This is a genomic window from Kineococcus indalonis, from assembly GCF_009906395.1.
Classification (GTDB): domain Bacteria; phylum Actinomycetota; class Actinomycetes; order Actinomycetales; family Kineococcaceae; genus Kineococcus; species Kineococcus indalonis.
In genome coordinates, this window is the sequence record NZ_JAAALM010000325.1 from 1 (window position 1) to 4,702 (window position 4,702).

4 protein-coding genes are annotated in these 4,702 nt (G+C 77.4%); 3 read left to right on the plus strand and 1 reads right to left on the minus strand.

Features of this window, described 5'->3' with window-relative positions; genetic code table 11:
• The first annotated feature begins 103 nt into the window (after positions 1-103).
• The 3 genes from glpX (at position 104) to GTR00_RS14840 (ending at position 3,411) form a co-directional block, all read left to right on the plus strand.
• Positions 104-1,144, plus strand: coding sequence for a class II fructose-bisphosphatase (glpX, locus tag GTR00_RS14830; protein ID WP_166612376.1), 1,041 nt, complete (start codon positions 104-106; stop codon positions 1,142-1,144).
• Positions 1,141-2,058 (plus strand): carbohydrate kinase family protein, encoded by a 918-nt coding sequence (locus GTR00_RS14835; protein ID WP_166612377.1) that lies wholly within the window; start codon positions 1,141-1,143, stop codon positions 2,056-2,058. The genes glpX and GTR00_RS14835 overlap by 4 nt, the downstream gene beginning before the upstream one ends.
• A gap of 171 nt (positions 2,059-2,229) precedes the next feature.
• Positions 2,230-3,411 (plus strand): L-talarate/galactarate dehydratase, encoded by a 1,182-nt coding sequence (locus GTR00_RS14840; RefSeq protein ID WP_166612378.1) that lies wholly within the window; start codon positions 2,230-2,232, stop codon positions 3,409-3,411.
• Here the strand turns inward: GTR00_RS14840 and GTR00_RS14845 are convergent.
• The coding region (locus tag GTR00_RS14845) for a GNAT family N-acetyltransferase (protein WP_205705865.1) at positions 3,353-4,702 on the minus strand (1,350 nt) is incomplete at its 5' end. The genes GTR00_RS14840 and GTR00_RS14845 overlap by 59 nt on opposite strands.

Below are 4,702 nucleotides of genomic sequence, written 5' to 3' on the forward strand. Positions count from 1 at the left end.
GTATCCGGCACCATGGGGGGCGGGCGGGCCGCCGGTCGTGCTCACGCCCCCCATGGTGCCGGATACGCTGGCGGCCCGACGACGCGCCGCCCGTGGAGGTCCCATGTCCCAGAACGCCTCGACCCCCCTCCCCGCGGCGCTGGCCGTGGGCACCGAGGCCCCCGACCGCAACCTCGCGATGGAGCTCGTGCGCGTCACCGAGGCCGCGGCGATGGCCGGCGGGCGGTGGGTGGGGCGCGGGGACAAGAACAAGGCCGACGGCGCCGCGGTCAACGCCATGCGCACCCTCATCAGCACCGTGAGCATGAACGGCACGGTCGTCATCGGCGAGGGCGAGAAGGACAACGCCCCGATGCTCTACAACGGCGAGCGCGTCGGCGACGGCACGGGCGCGGAGTGCGACGTGGCCGTGGACCCCATCGACGGCACCACGCTGACCGCGCGCGGCATGCCCAACGCGGTGGCGGTGCTGGCGGTGGCCGAGCGCGGCACGATGTACGACCCCAGCGCGGTCTTCTACATGGACAAGCTCGTCGCGGGCCCGGAGGCCGCCGACGCGGTGGACATCCGCCTGCCCGTGAAGGAGAACGTGCGCCGCCTGGCGCGGGCGAAGAACCGCTGGGTGGAGGACGTGACGGTCTGCATCCTGGACCGCCCGCGCCACGCGCAGCTGGCGCAGGAGGTGCGCGAGGCGGGCGCGCGCATCAAGTTCATCTCCGACGGCGACGTGGCCGGCGCGGTGATGGCCGCGCGCGAGGGCACCGGCGTGGACCTGCTCATGGGCGTGGGCGGCACCCCGGAGGGCATCATCGCCGCCTGCGCGATGCACTGCCTGGGCGGCACCATCCAGGGCCGGCTGGCCCCGCGCGACGACGACGAGAAGCAGAAGGCGCTCGACGCCGGGCACGACCTGGACGCGGTGCTGGACACCCACGCGCTCGTGGCCAGCGACAACGTCTACTTCGTCGTCACCGGCATCACCGACGGCGAGCTGGTCGGCGGGGTGCGCTACCGCGGCGACACGATCAGCACCTCCAGCATCGTCATGCGCTCCAAGTCCGGCACGATCCGCCGCGTGGAGTCCGAGCACAAGCTGTCCAAGCTGCGCGCGTACTCCGCCGTCGACTTCACCGGCCCGCGGTGAGGGCCCGCGCCCTCGTCGTCGGCGAGTCGCTCGTCGACGTCGTCCGCACCGCCGCCGGCGAGGAGTCCGAGCACCCCGGCGGCAGCCCGCTGAACGTCGCCTACGGCCTGGGGCGCCTGGAGCACGAGGTGTCCCTGCTGACCCGGCTGGGCGACGACGAGCGCGGCCGCCTGCTGCGCGGGCACCTGGCGGCCGGGGCGGTCTCGCTGGTGCCCGGCGCGGTGGACGAGCTGCCCACGTCGGTGGCGCGCGCCGTGCTGGACGAGCAGGGCCGCGCCTCCTACGACTTCGACCTGCAGTGGCGCCTGGCGCCGGCGCAGCTGCCGGCGGAGCTGGACGTGGTGCACACCGGGTCCATCGGCGCGGCCGTGGACCCGGGCGCGGGCCAGGCGCTGGAGCTGCTGCGCTCGTGGCGGGGCCGGGCCACCACCAGCTACGACCCCAACGTGCGCCCGGCGTTCCTGGGCACCCCGCAGCAGGCGCTGGTGCGGGTGGAGTCGTTCGTGGACGCCGCCGACGTCGTCAAGGCCTCCGACGAGGACCTGGCCTGGCTGTGCCCGGGCGAGGACGTGGTGGAGGTGGCGCGGCGCTGGCAGCGCCGCGGCCCGGCGCTGGTGGTGGTCACCCGCGGCGGCGACGGCGCGGTGGCCGTGGCCGGTGCGGGTGCGATGCGCGTGCCGGCACCGCCCACCGAGGTCGTCGACACGGTCGGGGCCGGGGACGCCTTCACCTCCGGGCTGCTGCACGCGCTGGCCGAGCACGACCTGCTGGGCCCGGCGGGCGCGCGCGGCCTGCGGGCGCTGCGCCTGGACGCGCTGGAGGACGTGCTGCGCACGGCGGTGCGCGCGGCGTCGATCACCTGCTCGCGCGCGGGCGCGAACCCGCCCACGCGCGCGGAGCTGGCCGCCGGCTGAGCGCCCGGGCCCGCCGCGCGGCGGGGCCGGGCGTGGCGCTCACCGTGGTGCGCGCAGGGCATCGCGCGATGCCGTGACGCTCCTGGACACGCATCTCGCGCGCTTCCTACGGTGGGGCCACCGCCGCCGGTGACGCGCGCCGTCCTCGGCGCCCGCCGAGGAGAGGACGCCATGACCCGCACCGCACCGACCGGGGTCGCGTCCACGGCGCCGCCCGGCTCCCCCGTCGTGGACCGCATCGCCTCCGTCACCCTGTCGTCGGTGGTGCTGCCCCTGCGGGCGCCCACCAGCGACGCGAAGGTGCTCACCGGGCGCCAGCGGGCCATGACGGAGGTGGTCCTCCTCTTCGCCGAGGTGAGCACCGAGGCGGGCCTGGAGGGCGTGGGCTTCGGCTACTCCAAGCGCGCCGGCGGGCCCGCGCAGTTCGCCCACGCCCGCGAGGTGGCCGCGGACCTGATCGGCGAGGACCCCAGCGACACCGGCCGGCTGTGGACCAAGCTCGTGTGGGCGGGCGCCTCGGTGGGCCGCAGCGGCGCCGCCACGCAGGCCCTGGCGGCGCTGGACATCGCGCTGTGGGACCTGAAGGCCAAGCGGGCCGGGCTGCCGCTGGCCAAGCTGCTGGGCGCCCACCGCGACTCGGTGCGCTGCTACGACACCTCCGGCGGGTTCCTGCACGAGCCGCTGGAGCAGGTCCTGGCCAACGCCGACCGCACCCTGGCCGCCGGCGTGGGCGGCATCAAGGTCAAGGTGGGGCAGCCGGACGTCGGGGAGGACCTGCGCCGGGTGCGGGCGGTGCGCGAGCACGTCGGCGACGGCGTGCCGCTCATGGTGGACGCCAACCAGCAGTGGGACCGCCCGACCGCGCAGCGGGTGGGCCGGGCGCTGGAGGAGTTCGGGCTGGTGTGGATCGAGGAGCCGCTGGACGCCTACGACACCGAGGGGCACGCGCAGCTGGCCCGCTCGCTGGACACCGCGATCGCCACCGGCGAGATGCTCACCAGCGTGCGCGAGCACGACGAGCTCATCCGCGCCGGGGCGGCCGACGTCCTGCAGCCGGACGCGCCGCGCATCGGGGGCATCACGCAGTTCCTGAAGCTGGCCGTGCTGGCCGAGCACGCGCACCTGCAGCTCGCCCCGCACTTCGCCATGGAGATCCACGCGCACCTGGCGGCGGCGTACCCGATCGAGCCGTGGGTGGAGCACTTCGACTGGCTGCACCCGCTCTTCGAGGAGCGCCTGGAGGTGCGCGACGGGCGCATGCACCTGTCGTCGCGCCCGGGCCTGGGCGTGACGATCAGCGAGCGGGCCCGGGCGTGGACGGTGGACCGGGTGCGGGTGGACGCCCCGCGCTGAGCCGCGCGCGGGCGCCGCTCAGCGCGGCGGCCCGCCGCCCGGCGGTGCGCACCGCGGCGGCCCGGCGGGCCAGGTCGGCGCGCACGGCCTCCCCGGCGGTGGACAGCGCGTCCACGGAGCGGCCCAGGCGCGGGGAGCGGTGCAGCTGGTCGCGGTAGGTGCGCCGCAGCAGCACGGCGCGGTCGAGCGCGGCGGGCAGCAGCTCGCGCCCGGCGGGGGCCAGGGTCAGGCGGGCGGTGTGCCGGGTGGTGCGCTCGAAGCGGCGCTTGTAGGCCTCCTCCCCGCGCAGCAGGTCCAGCTCGCCGTAGCCGGACAGCAGGGCGCGCCGGCGCACGCGCAGCAGCAGCAGGGTGCCGGGCCCGGCGGCGGCGACCTCGGCGCGGTAGGACTGCACGTAGCCGTGCAGGGCGCGCGGGCCGGCCAGGCAGAAGGCGTAGGCCACCAGGCGCCCGTCCACGCGCAGGCCGGACAGCTGGGCCACCCCGCGCGGGGCGGTGCGCAGGAACTGCGCCAGGGTGCGCCCGGAGTCCCCGCGCCAGGGCTGGCGCCGCCGCGCGGCGCGGGGGTGGGCGGCGTCCACGTCGGCCAGCTCGGCCAGCAGGGCGCCCAGGCGCTCCTCGGCGGCGGCGGGGCGGCTCTCGCGCAGCGCCGCCAGCCCGTCCAGGAGGTCGTCGACGACGACGAGCTCGCCGCGCTCGGCCAGGCGGCGCCACTGCCGGCGCTCCTCGTGGCGGGCGTGGCGGCCCAGCGCGGCGTCGTGCTCGGCGACGGTGGCGGGCAGGCGCACGGCGTGGACGGTGGCCTGGCGCAGCCGGCGGGCGCCGTAGCCGCGCGCGGCGGCCCAGCCGGCGGCGGCCTCCAGCAGCGGGTCGTCCTCCAGGACCTGCTCGAGGTCGAACAGGGCGCCGGGGACCTCGCCGTGCACGGCGTCGAGGACGGCCGCGTGCAGGCGCACGGCGGGCACGGGGCTGTCGGGGTCGGTGAGCACGGAGGCGTAGTCGCTGCCGCCGGCGCCGAGCAGCGTCACCAGCGGGCGGTGGCCGCCGGGCCCGGCGCCCTGGACGGCGAAGGCCCCGAAGGCCAGCAGGCGGCCCTGGCGGCGCACGCTGACCAGCAGCGGCTCGCCGGCGCCGAGGTGGGTGTGCACCGCGCGCAGCCAGTCCGGGCCGCAGAAGGGCGGGTGCCCGCCGTGCACGGCCAGCACGCGCCACTCGGGCACGGGCGCGCCCTCCAGGGTGCGCCGCACGCCCACCTGCAGGCCCTCGGCGGGGTCGAGCACCAGCCGGGGCTC